This window comes from Deltaproteobacteria bacterium, from assembly GCA_019310525.1.
Lineage (GTDB): Bacteria > Desulfobacterota > DSM-4660 > Desulfatiglandales > HGW-15 > JAFDEE01.
Genome location: JAFDEE010000046.1, coordinates 24,384 through 35,952 on the forward strand (window position 1 = coordinate 24,384; position 11,569 = coordinate 35,952).

An 11,569-nucleotide genomic window follows, 5' to 3' on the forward strand; every position below is an offset into this window, starting at 1 on the left:
AATATGAAAAAGATAACCGTCTCCTTTACCCTGAACGGTGATCCCGTAACGGCGGAAGTGCCGGTCACCTGGAACCTTCTGAAAACCCTGAGAGAGGTCTTCGAGCTGACGGGGGCCAAAGAGGGATGCGGTGTGGGCGAATGCGGCGCCTGCACGGTTATCGTGGACGGGGAGGCCGTGAACTCCTGCCTCTTCCCCATTCCAGAGATCGAGGGCCGCTCGGTCACGACGGTCGAGGGCCTGGCCTCCAAGGAGGGTGAACTTCACCCGCTTCAGAAGGCTTTTCTGGAAAACAACGGCGTTCAATGCGGCTTCTGCACCTCGGGAATGATCATGTCGGCCAAGGCCCTCCTGGACAAGAATCCGGACCCCACGGAAGAGGAGATCCGGACCGCCATTTCCGGGAATTTCTGCCGGTGCACCGGATACGTTCAGATCGTTGAGGCCATCGACATGGCCTCCAAGACGGAAAAATGAGGGGATCACCAAGGGAGGACACGATGTCAGAGTATCTCTTTGTCGGGAAGAACATTCCAAGAACCATTGAAGTCGACAAGGTGACGGGCCGCGCCGTCTATATCGATGATTTCAAGCGCCCGGGCATGCTGTACGGCAAGATTCTGTACAGTACTTACGCCCATGCCAGGATCAAACACATTGATACATCGAAGGCGGAGGCGCTTCCGGGCGTGCGTGCGGTTATTACGGGCCGGGACATCCCGGACGTGAGGGTAGGCTTTCTCAAGGACCAGGTGGTCCTGAAAAAGGACAAGGTCCGCCAGTTCCGGGACGAGGTGGCGGCGGTGGCCGCAGTGGACCCCGATGTGGCCGAGGAGGCCTTGGGCCTCATCAAGGTGGAATACGAGGAACTGCCTGCGGTTTTCGACCCCGTCGAGGCCATGAAGGAGGACGCCCCTCTCATCCACGAGGTGGACGCAGGAGGAAGGCCCGTTCGAACCAATATCCTGCCCCTTCCCTGGAAGTTTTCCCACGGGGACATCGAGGAGGGCCGGAGGCAATCTGCCTATGTGGTCACGGACGAGGTCAGCACCACCTGGGTGAACCAGTGTTGTATGGGTACGAGCGGCTGCATCGCGGAGTTTGACGGGAACAATAACCTGACCCTCTACAACCAGACCAACGTCATCTTCGGGGACAAGCAACGCATCATCGAGTATCTTTCCCAGATCGGGCTCAAGGGGAAGAAGGTACGGATCGTCAACCCCATTGTGGGTGGGAGTTTCGGGACCAAGCTGGACACGGATATCTATGAATTCATCTGTATCCAGCTTGCCCTGAGGACCCGCAAACCCGTCAAGATCCTTTTCACCCGGGAAGAGGAATTTATGGCCCTTCCGCCGCGTCAACCCGCCCGGTTCACCATAGAGCAAGGATGCGACAAGGAGGGACGGCTCACCTTCAGGAAAGTGGAGGCGATCCTCGACAACGGTGCCTATACGTCCTGGGGCGCTACGACCCCCTCCATCATGATGAAGCCCGTTTCATCCCTCTACCGCGTTCCCAACGTGAGTTTCAAGGCCACCTGTGTTTACACCAACAACATCTATGCCCAGGCCATGCGGGGCTACGGGAATCCCCAGGCCACTTATGCCGTGGAGACCTCCATGGACAGCCTTGCGGAGGCGGCGGGGATCGATCCGTTGGAATTCAGGCTCATCAACCGGAACCTTTCCGGGGAAGTCACCCCCATGGGTCTGCGGATCACCTCCTGTGGCCTGCAAGAGTGCCTCACCGCGGTCAGGGATAAACTGAACTGGAAGGAGAAGCGGGGCAAGCGCAACGGCCGGGGCGTGGGTGTGGCCTCCCTGATCCACGTGGCCGGGGGGGCACGGGTCTACAAGTCCGACGGCCATGGCATGATGATCAAGGTGGATGAACAGGGTATGGTGGATGTATTCGAGAGTGGAACGGACCAGGGGCAGGGGTCCCCCACCGTCATCGCCCAGATGGTGGCCGAAGCCCTGGGGTTCAGGCCCGAGGACATCAACCTAACCTTTGGGGACACTGCTCTCGCCCTGTGGGACGCGGGAACCCACGCAAGCCGGCATACCTTCATGGCCGGAAACGCGGCCCTCCTGGCCTGCGCCGAGGTCAAGCGGCAGATCCTGGAAATGGCCTCCGAGCAGATGCCCAAACTCATCAAGGCCGGTTTCAGGCGAAAGAAGCGGAGGGACCCCGAATTCCAGGAACCGGAACTGGACTACAGCCTGATCATGGATCCCGGGAACCTGGATATCCGGGACCGGAAGGTCTTTCTCAAGAGTGATCCTGAGCATCCCTATTTCACCATGGATGTGGACAAGATCCTGCGGGCCGGCCTTCATGTGGGGACCGGGCAGAGTAAGGTGGTGGTGGGAGAGGCCTTCTACGATCCACCTACGCAAATGCTCGACCGGGAACTCAAGGGAAACCTCTCCTGTACCTATGCCTTCGGTACCACCGGGGTGGAGGTGGAGGTGGACCGGGAGACGGGCGAGGTCAAGATCCTCAATCTCGTCGCAGCCCACGACGTGGGGAAGGCCATCAACCCGACCCTCCTGAAGGGGCAGATCTATGGGGCGGCATACACGGGGGTGGGGTACGGCCTCTGTGAAGAGATGATCCTCAAGAACGGTCGCGTCATGAACGGCAATTTCCGTGATTACAAGATGCTCACCGCGAAGGACAAGATCCCTGTGGATGCAGTGATCGTGGAAACCCAGGACCCTGATGGCCCCTTCGGCGCCAAGGGGGTGGGAGAGCCGGGGTTGGTTCCCACCGCACCCGCCATCGCCAACGCGGTCTATGACGCCATCGGCGTTCGTATCCGGGACTTGCCCATCACCCCGGAAAAAATTCTCAATGCCTTGAAGGGGAAAAAAACGGCCTGTTAGGCCTATCCGGGGGATGGGCCTTCCCGGGCCATCCCGATTCCTTCGGTTCAGAGTAAGGATTACGGAGACCCCTCGGAGTAATTTTAAAACCTGCGAGGGTGAAATTTCAAGGTTTTCATGTGGACATTGTTTTTCTACTCAAGGTGCTGAAAGGGGAGACCCATGTCTGAGAAGTACTACCGGTTGGGTTGTGATATCGGGGGTACCTTTACGGATTTCGTCTTGCTCAACGACCGGACGGGCGAACTGACGATCAACAAGTGCCTTACTACCCCTCAGGACCCCTCCGATGCCGTGGAACAGGGGATCCGGGAGCTTCAGGAAAAGGTCCCCGGATTCGTGGAAAGGCTGGATGAGGTCATCCATGGAACCACCCTTGTGATCAACGCCATCATCGAGAGGAAAGGAGCCCGGACCGGGCTCATCACCACCAGGGGATTCAGGGACGTTCTGGAACTGGGCCGCGAGATACGCTATGCCCCTTACGACATCTTCGCCGAGTTCCCTGAGCCCTTGATCCCCAGGCGATTCCGCCTGGAAGTCGACGAGAGGATCCGGAGCGACGGGAAGGTCCTCAAGGCCCTTGACCCCGAGGAGGCCAGGGGCGTCGTAAGGCGCTTACTCGATATGGGGGTGGATTCCATCGCCGTTTGCCTGATCAATTCTTTTGAAAATCCCGCCCACGAATTCCTCCTGAAGGATATTATCGTCGAGGAGGCCCCGGGGCTTTCCGTTTCCATTTCCTACGAGGTGCTTCCCCAGATCCGGGAATACGAACGTACCAGCACCACCGTGACCAATGCCTACGTGAAACCCCTTACCGGCCGGTACCTGTCCAAGCTCGCCGGCAGGCTTGAGGCCATCGGCTCCAAGGGAAAGCTCTTCATCATGCTCTCGAGCGGCGGAATCACCTCCGTGGAGACCGCCGCGCGATTCCCGGTCCGGATCATAGAGTCCGGACCCACGGCCGCGGTCATTTCCGGACAATATTACGGAAAGCTTTTCAACATCCCGGAGATGTTCTGTTTCGATATGGGAGGGACCACGGCCAAGTCCTGCCTGATCCAGGGGGGAGTGGCCGGAGTGGTTCCCACCTTCGAGGTGGGCCGGGTCCAGCGATTCATGAAGGGAAGCGGTCTCACCATCCAGGTTCCCGTGGTGGACCTGATGGAGATCGGGGCCGGGGGCGGAAGCATCGCCAAAGTAAGCCGCCTTGGGACACTCCAGGTGGGACCGGAGAGTTCCGGCGCGGATCCCGGTCCCATCTGTTACGGCAGGGGCGGGAAAGACCCTTGTGTAACGGATGCGGACCTTCTGTTGGGGTATCTGGACGAAAAATATTTCCTGGGTGGAGAGATGACCCTGGACAAGGAAGCGGCGGCCCGGGGGGTGAAGGAAAGGATCGCGGAGCCCCTGGGGGTATCCTTCCTCCAGGCAGTTTGGGGAATCCACGACCTGATCAATGAAACCATGGCCGCGGCCGCCAAGACCCACATTGCAGAAAAAGGGGGGAATCCCAAGATCGTCACTGTTTCGGCCTTCGGGGGAGCGGGCCCGGTCCATGCCTATGGCCTGGCAAAAAAACTGGGTGCCCCCCGCATCCTGGTCCCTCCCAACGCGGGTGTGGGGTCGGCCCTGGGCTTTTTCACGGCACCCAGGGCCTTCGATCTGGTAAGGAGTCACAAGGTGTCCCTCATGGAGGCTGATTTCGGAGAGATCGAGAAGATTTTCCGGGAGATGGAAGAGGAAGGGGTTCGGACCCTCCGGAAAGCCGGAACAGGGGAAGAAGTGTCCTTCAGAAGATCCGTGGACGTGCGCTTCATCGGCCAGGGATCCGAGACCAACATTCCCGTCCCCGAAAGGGATTTCAGAGAGGTTGATCGTAACGAGATCCGTCGCCGGTTCGACGAGATGTACGAGAAACTTTACGGCAGGACCTACCCCGAAAGTCCCGTGGAATTCATAACCTTCAAGGTGCGGGCCAGCCTTCCCGAGCGGCTCCTGAAACTCCCTAAGATGGGGGAGGTAGGGCAAAGGGACATCCAACAGGCCGTCAAAGGGCGGCGGCCGGCCTATTCGGGGTTGGCCGGGGATTTCATCCCCTATACGGTCTACGACCGGTACAAATTGTTTCCGGGTGCATCCTTCAAGGGCCCGGCCATCATCGAAGAGAGGGAATCCACGGTCATTGTGGGTGAAGATGCCACGGTCTCGGTGGATGAGTACGGGTTCCTCTGGATCGATTTGCCGCTGGCCCGGGCCGAGGAGCAATGTCCTGCCCCCCTGGACGAGGCATAGTGTTGAGAGTGGAGTGGAGGAAGGACCTAATCTCTGATCGCCCTTGCAAAGGAAACCTGATACGGATCATGACGTGAAATAAGAGGGAGGTGGCTATGGCCGGAAAATTCGATCCCGTCACCCTTGAGATCCTCTGGAGGAGGCTTATCTCCATCGTGGACGAAGCGGACACCACGGTGGCCCGCACCGCCTTTTCGAGCCTGCTCCGGGACGCACACGATTATACTTGCATGTTCACGGACCGAAGAGGTCGGGAACTGGCCCAGGGCACCTTCGCCACGCCCGGGCAGTCCGGTGCTATGGCCCTGGGCATCAAGAAACTCGTCAACAGTTTGCCCCCCGAAAGTTACAAGCCCGGCGACATTTTCATCACCAACGATCCCTGGGCCCTGGCGGGGCACCTGAACGATGTATGCGTCCTGAGCCCTATTTTCTACGAGGGGCGCTTGACGGCCTTTACGGCTTGCGTGTTTCACCATTCCGACATTGGAGGGCGGGTGTCCTCCGACAACCACGACGTTTTCGAAGACGGGCTTTTCATCCCCCTGGTAAAGATCTATGACGGCGGAAAGGTCAACGAGGCCGTATTCGAGATGATCCGCTGGAACGTTCGGACCCCCGACGAGGTCGTCGGGGACATCCGTTCTCAGATCGCCGCCAACCATGTCTGCGCCCAGAAGATTTGCCAGATGCTGGATGAGTATCGGCTGGAGGGACTCGATGACCTGGCTGAGGAGATCATCCAGCGAACGGAAAGGAGCATGAGGGAGGCCATCGCCAAAGTGCCGGACGGAATCTACCGGGCCGAGGGGATCGTGGAGCAGATGGAGGACAAGGAAGATATCCTCCTCAAGGTGGCCGTTGAAGTCAAGGGGAGCGATATCCACGTGGACCTGGAAGGTTCCTCTCCCCAGGTCGACTGGGGAGGGAACGTGGTTTACAACTTTACTTATGCCTATGTCTTCATGGCCATGAAGAGCATGTTCGACCCGGACATACCCAACAACGACGGGTGTGCCGCCCCCATCACCATGAGCGCCCCCGAGGGAAGCGTGGTGAACTGCCGGTTTCCCGCCGCAGTGGCCGCCCGGATGCAGATCGGACACTTCATCACTGAAATCATTTACCGGGCCATGGCCGAGGCCCTTCCGGACAGGGTGATCGCCGGAAGCGGCGGAACCCCCGCCACCATGAACGTCTTCTACGGCCGCCGCAGGAACGGAAACCCCTGGCACTCCGTGATCATCCGGGGGGGCGGCATGGGGGCCAGCGCCCGAAACGACGGGTACTACACCTATATTTTCCCGGCCAACGGCGCCAATACCCCCATTGAAATCTTTGAGAGCGATACCCCCCTCATTGTGGAAAGGAGAGAACTCCTGCCCGATTCCGGAGGACCCGGTAAAATGAAGGGCGGCTTGGGACGGCGGGTGGTTTTCAGGGCACCGGAGGACGATTTCGCGCCCCTTCCCCCGGTGAACCTCGGAATCCAGTCCGGGCGATTCCGCTACCCCCCGGAGGGACTTTTCGGAGGTAAACCCGGGGCCAAGGCAAGATTCCTCGTGAACGGCAAGCCGGGGAATCCTTACGGGTTGACCCAGTTCGGCCCGGGCGACGTGGTGACCATGGATGCAGCAGGGGGAGGAGGATTCGGGAATCCCCTGGAACGGGATCCCGAAAAGGTTGAACGGGACGTGCTCGACGGCTACGTCAGCATAGAGCGGGCCAGGGAGGACTACGGTGTGGTCATTGATCCCGAGACCCTCAAGGTGGATCCGGAGGCCACAAGGAGTCTTCGGGAGGCTTTGGGCACCAGATAAGAAATCGGAGGGGCAAGGACGACATGGATCAGGAAAAGATACTCTATCCGGGTACCTTCAACCCCCTGTTCCATGAATCTTCCAGGCCGTTGCCCAAGGAAGTGGCGATCATCGGGGCCGGGACCATCGGACCGGACATTGGATACTACCTGAAGAGCGCACTTCCTGAGATCACCCTTTACATGGTCGATGTGGCCGAGGAGCCTTTGAAAAGGGCCGAGAAGCGTTTTTCCTCCTATACCCAGAAGGCCCTGGACAGGAAAAAGATGAGCGGGGAGATGGTGAAGGCCGTGTTGGAGAACATCGTTTTCACCACGGAATATGACAAGATCAAGGACTGCGATCTCGTAGTGGAGGCGGCAACCGAGAACATCCCCCTGAAACAAAGGATTTTCGAGCAGGTGGAGGCCATCGTAAGCAGGAAGGCCGTCATTACCTCCAACACCAGTTCCATCCCGGCCGACCGGATTTTCAACCGGATGAAACACCCGGAGCGGGCCACCGTGACCCATTTTTTCGCCCCTGCGTGGAGGAGCCTTCCCGTGGAAGTGATCCGGTGGGAGGGAGCCGACCCGGCAACGGTGGATGACCTCTGCTGGTTCTTCGCCCACACGGGAAAAGTCCCGATAGTAACGGCCAACGCCATCTGTTTCATGCTGGACAGGATCTTCGACAACTGGTGCAACGAGGCGGCCTACCTTCTCGACCAGGCCACCGCCAGCCAGATCGACAAGGTAGCCGAGGAGTTCGTTTATGCGGGTCCTTTCTTCGTGTTGAACATGGCCAACGGAAATCCCATCATCATTGAGACCAACACCCTCCAGATGGAGGAGGGTCCCCACTACCGGCCCGCTCCCATTCTGGCCTCGGTTGAGCGCTGGGTCACCCATCGCCCGGGTTCAGAGGTGGAGGTGCCGGACGACCTGAAGGGCCTGATCCGGGATCGTCTGCTGGGGATCCTTTTTTCCCAGACTTTCGATATCCTGGACCGGGACATTGGGACCGCAAGCGACCTCAACCTCGGTTGCCAGATCGCCCTCGGGTTCCGAAAGGGCCCTCTGGATCTCATGCGGGACCTGGGGGAGGAGGAAGTGGCCCGGATCATGGCCGCCTTCGAGAAGGCGCGCCCCGGGTTTCCGCAGCCCAGGGCCTCCTTTTCCGAATACCAGAAGTTCCTGCGCCACCTCCTGGTGGATGAGAGGGAAGGGGTAAAGATCATTACCATCCGGCGTCCCCAGGCCATGAACGCCATTAACGACGAAGTTACGAACGAGATCCTGGAGGTCCTGAAGTCCTATGAGAACGACCCGTCTGTAAAGGGTTTCGTGCTGACGGGATACGGGGAGAAGGCCTTTTCGGCGGGAGCTGATATCGGCAGATTGCCCGAGATGCTGGGAGACCGAGAGGCCTCGATCGACTATGCCAAGACTTGCGCTGAGGTCCAGCTCTACATGGACCGGATGGGGAAACCCGTCGTGGCCGCGGTCAACGGGCTCGCGCTGGGAGGCGGCCTGGAATTGGCCATCAGGTGCCACGCCATTGCTGCCGCGAAAAACGCCTCGTTCCAGTTTCCCGAGATCACCCTGGGGATCCTTCCCGCCATCGGGGGTTGCGTGGTCCCTTACCGCAAGTGGCCTAAAGGGGCGGCGCTGTTCCACGACATGCTTCTCCTGGGAAGACCCCTTTCGGTCCAGGAGGCCCTGGAGATCGGGATGGTCGGAAGCCTGGCCGAGGATTACCCGGGGCTGATCCGGGCGGCCGTGGAAGAGGTCGGAAACCTTGAAGGACGCATCCCGAGAATTCCGGATGGAAAGGTCGAGATCCCCCCGGTCCGACCGCCCGATTCCCCGGCGGCCGGGAACCTGGTCCTGAGCAGGGAGGCCGTGGGCATCACTGCCAAAACCATACAGGAAGGCGCTGCAGCAGAGACCTTCGAGGAGGCCCTTGAGGCTGGTTACAGGGGCTTCGGCGAGATCGCCTGCACCGGGGCGGCCAGGGAGGGAATCTCCGCCTTCCTGGAGAAGAGAAAACCCGTCTACAAAAAGTAAAAGAGTGAAATTAAGTATATTTTTCTAATCATCAAATTTTGAAACCCTTCGGGATTTCCGATTTTACCCCAAATTATGCATGAACGCTTGCCCGCCGCTGTCTGGCGGGCTTGCCCCCCTCGGGCGCGGCCTGTCCGAGAAAGGATAGAAGGATTTTCCCGGGAGCGGCCCATTTTTGCTCTGGAGCAGCCTGCCTGCCGCAGGCAGGGAGAGCGAATGTAGCGAGGGGAACATCCCTTTACCCTCCATCCATCGAGTGCCCTTAGAATACTTTAACATATTGTAATAAAGATCAATTTCATTAGTAATGCATAATTTGGGTTCATCTTTCACGTATAATTTGGGATAAAGTGACTTTTTAATGGGCGGTTATCCTGGGAGTCATCTTTTTTCTCTACATTGTGTCCATCCATAAATGAGAAAATTTATGCAAGGTCAAGGAAGGCGAAAATTTTAACCGCAGGAATACATTGAAGTATTTTGAGGATTAAAATTTGAGCCTGACGCAGAGATTGCGGAAATTGGCCATTTATGGATGGACATTTATGGATGGACACTACATTACCCTGTGCATAAGGAGGTCAGCATGAAAGTCAATAAGATCGACCATATCTGTATCGCCGTTAAAAACCTGGAGGAGGCCCGGAAGATCTGGGAGCCAATACTCGGGAAACCCGAACCGGATGATACTTATGTGGACGAACCGGAAAAGATCCGCGTGGCCCGGTACTGGGTGGGGGAGGTGGGTTTCGAGTTGATGGAATCAACCTCACCGGACGGAGACGTGGCCAAGTTCATCGAGAAGAACGGCGAGGGTGTCATGGTCATCAGTTTGAACGTTGACAACACCCGGGAAGCCGTCGGTGAACTCCAGGGGAAGGGCTATCCTTTCATCCCCGACAAGCGGGGGGAAGTGGCCAGGCCTTTCAGGGATTGCGAATTCGCCTTCATTCATCCCAAGAAGGTCAACGGGGTTCTTCTGGAACTCATCGATTACAAGTGGAAGGAACTGGAGAAGAAGTAGGAGCCCTTCAGGGTTGCGGAAACCGCATGGGACGGTTCCTGTCGGAAAAGGGAAGCCTTGTTCCCGCACCCCCGGAGACCTTTGAAAGACGTTCGATGTGTAGCGGCGCCTTTCCATCCTTCAGGCGGATCGCAGGTTTGGGGCCAGACCTCCCTGAGTGGCAACGCACAGGCAGGCCCTGGGATTCAGGCAAAGTCAGGCGTTTCCGGAGAGGTCCCTTCTATGGGGCGGGAACAAGGGGGCTATAAACGTTGAATGGAGCGAAGAATATGGGGGGGAATCTACAGGGATTACGAGGTCTATCTGGTTTTCGTGGACTCAGCGCGTTGCGACGGATGCGAGGAATGTGTCAAGTTCTGCCCTGTGGATGTTTTTGATATGACCCACAAGGCCGTTCTCACCCGACCGGATAACTGCCTGGGTTGCCGGATCTGCGAAGCCGTCTGCAATTCCAAGGCGGTGATTATCACGGAAATCACTCTTGTCCTAAAACGGATTTTGAGCTGAGTGGTGTGGTTTAGAAAAACGGACATTCTGCGAAAAGTCGTGGTGTGGGATGCAACCAATGCCCGGCGGATCGTTTTGCTGACTAATCATCTCAAGTTCGGGGCCAATACCGTCTCGACCATCTACAAGAATCATTGGCAGATCGAGTTGTCCTTCAAAGCCCTCAAGCAGAACCTCGAGATCAAGACATTTGTTGGTACCACCCAGAACGCTCTCTACATCCAGATTTGGACAGCATGGCCGATTGGCGATAACCTAATTCCCCGGAACACTATCTCGGTGTCCTAACATATTGAAATATCAGGGGCTATTTTTAGAAATTCTTCGTTTTTGGATAGCAGTGAATATCCAGTAAAAGCAAAAATCAATCCTTGTATTAAACCTCAACCCGGACATTTCACTTGCTATGAAAACCGGACATTTTGAAATGCTATTGACATGAGGCGGATTGACCCTGGAACGCATGCATGTTATACTGAATTTACTTGTTCATGGTGGGAGAAGGGGGCGTGTCGGCCCCGAAAAAAAACGGTATAGAGAGGATTTTTATTGACAGTTCGAAAAATATTGCTATTTTGGGTGTCATTGCTTCAAAGATTCATTGAGACGGTGGGCCCCCCTTCCGTTTCGCAGGTTGTTCTTGTTCCAAGGATTATTCCTTTGCCAGAAAGGCGACCTGAAGTCTGAGAGCAAAAAAAAATACAAGAAAGGAGGTCAGCCCCATGGCCAAAGGAATCGTCAAGTGGTTCAACGACAAGAAGGGATTCGGGTTCATTCAGCAGGATGACGGAGAGGATGTTTTCGTCCATTATTCCGCTATCAACGGAACCGGGTTCAAAACCCTTTCCGAAGGGGATCGCGTAAGTTTCGACATTGAACAGGGTAACCGGGGACCCGCAGCCAAGAACGTCATAAGGTTATAACCCGACCGAAAGGGACGGGAAGAGGCATCTCATCCTCGATGAGATGCCTTTTTCT

Annotated in this window: 8 protein-coding genes and 1 pseudogene; all 9 read left to right on the forward strand. The window is 57.2% G+C overall.

The annotated features are described in order from the left end of the window. Positions 1-3: 3 nt before the first annotated feature. The 9 genes and pseudogenes from JRF57_10110 to JRF57_10150 all read left to right on the forward strand — a co-directional run bounded on the left by JRF57_10110 (position 4) and on the right by JRF57_10150 (position 11,514). Entirely contained in the window at positions 4-477 is a 474-nt protein-coding gene (locus tag JRF57_10110) for a (2Fe-2S)-binding protein (GenBank protein MBW2304055.1), read from the forward strand. 23 nt (positions 478-500) lie between these two features. Further along, the gene (locus tag JRF57_10115) at positions 501-2,894 is read left to right on the forward strand and encodes a xanthine dehydrogenase family protein molybdopterin-binding subunit (protein MBW2304056.1); all 2,394 of its coding nucleotides are present in this window, start codon (positions 501-503) and stop codon (positions 2,892-2,894) included. 162 nt (positions 2,895-3,056) lie between these two features. Then, the gene (locus JRF57_10120; GenBank protein MBW2304057.1) at positions 3,057-5,192 is read left to right on the forward strand and encodes a hydantoinase/oxoprolinase family protein; all 2,136 of its coding nucleotides are present in this window, start codon (positions 3,057-3,059) and stop codon (positions 5,190-5,192) included. Positions 5,193-5,287: 95 nt separating this feature from the next. Continuing rightward, a complete protein-coding gene (locus JRF57_10125; GenBank protein MBW2304058.1) occupies positions 5,288-7,012 on the forward strand; it encodes a hydantoinase B/oxoprolinase family protein in 1,725 nt (574 codons plus the stop codon). Between the two features lie 23 nt (positions 7,013-7,035). Beyond that, on the forward strand, positions 7,036-9,060 hold the full coding sequence (locus JRF57_10130; protein MBW2304059.1) for a 3-hydroxyacyl-CoA dehydrogenase/enoyl-CoA hydratase family protein: 2,025 nt from the start codon (positions 7,036-7,038) through the stop codon (positions 9,058-9,060). A gap of 586 nt (positions 9,061-9,646) precedes the next feature. After that, complete coding sequence (locus tag JRF57_10135; protein ID MBW2304060.1) at positions 9,647-10,084, forward strand: VOC family protein; 438 nt, start codon at positions 9,647-9,649, stop codon at positions 10,082-10,084. Between the two features lie 255 nt (positions 10,085-10,339). Then, positions 10,340-10,591 carry a 4Fe-4S binding protein gene (locus JRF57_10140; GenBank protein ID MBW2304061.1) on the forward strand — a complete coding sequence of 84 codons (252 nt, stop codon included), beginning with the start codon at positions 10,340-10,342 and terminating at the stop codon, positions 10,589-10,591. Positions 10,592-10,618: 27 nt separating this feature from the next. After that, positions 10,619-10,828, forward strand: a pseudogene (locus tag JRF57_10145) (transposase). A 485-nt stretch (positions 10,829-11,313) separates the two neighbouring features. Then, the gene (locus JRF57_10150; protein MBW2304062.1) at positions 11,314-11,514 is read left to right on the forward strand and encodes a cold-shock protein; all 201 of its coding nucleotides are present in this window, start codon (positions 11,314-11,316) and stop codon (positions 11,512-11,514) included. The last annotated feature ends 55 nt before the right edge of the window (positions 11,515-11,569 follow it).

Bases quoted from the DNA above. Each gene is read 5' to 3' on its own strand.
- JRF57_10110 (MBW2304055.1), top strand. From the start codon at position 4: ATGAAAAAGATAACCGTCTCCTTTACCCTGAACGGTGATCCCGTAACG.
- JRF57_10115 (MBW2304056.1), top strand. From the start codon at position 501: ATGTCAGAGTATCTCTTTGTCGGGAAGAACATTCCAAGAACCATTGAA.
- JRF57_10120 (MBW2304057.1), top strand. From the start codon at position 3,057: ATGTCTGAGAAGTACTACCGGTTGGGTTGTGATATCGGGGGTACCTTT.
- JRF57_10125 (MBW2304058.1), top strand. From the start codon at position 5,288: ATGGCCGGAAAATTCGATCCCGTCACCCTTGAGATCCTCTGGAGGAGG.
- JRF57_10130 (MBW2304059.1), top strand. From the start codon at position 7,036: ATGGATCAGGAAAAGATACTCTATCCGGGTACCTTCAACCCCCTGTTC.
- JRF57_10135 (MBW2304060.1), top strand. From the start codon at position 9,647: ATGAAAGTCAATAAGATCGACCATATCTGTATCGCCGTTAAAAACCTG.
- JRF57_10140 (MBW2304061.1), top strand. From the start codon at position 10,340: ATGGAGCGAAGAATATGGGGGGGAATCTACAGGGATTACGAGGTCTAT.
- JRF57_10150 (MBW2304062.1), top strand. From the start codon at position 11,314: ATGGCCAAAGGAATCGTCAAGTGGTTCAACGACAAGAAGGGATTCGGG.